Origin of the sequence: Achromobacter sp. SIMBA_011, assembly GCF_046535435.1 — a bacterium.
GTDB lineage: Bacteria > Pseudomonadota > Gammaproteobacteria > Burkholderiales > Burkholderiaceae_B > Achromobacter > Achromobacter dolens.
The window spans coordinates 1-241 of record NZ_JAWRWN010001123.1 but is presented as its reverse complement, the minus strand read 5'-3'; the positions used below and the strand labels follow the sequence as shown (position 1 = coordinate 241).

Annotated in this window: 1 pseudogene; it reads left to right on the top strand. The window is 44.8% G+C overall.

The annotated features are described in order from the left end of the window. Positions 1–241, top strand: a pseudogene (locus SB816_RS34540) (hypothetical protein); the annotation flags it as partial.

Here is a 241-nt window from a genome sequence, read left to right as displayed (position 1 = left end):
CGACATTTATAGCGAATATCGCCAGCATTTTGATAAATACCTGAAATGGCGTGAACAGCTTTTCCCTAGTGATGAACTGCTATTCCCTTTGAAGTCTCATGCCACCAAAACACCTGGTACCTGTCCAGTTTTCAGAGCCGTGAGAAATGTATTAAAGGATCTTGAAGTCTCTTACGTAAACCCCAGAGCACTACGACTGTCAAAAGTCAACTGGCTGCTGCGCAAGACCAGAGATCCATCC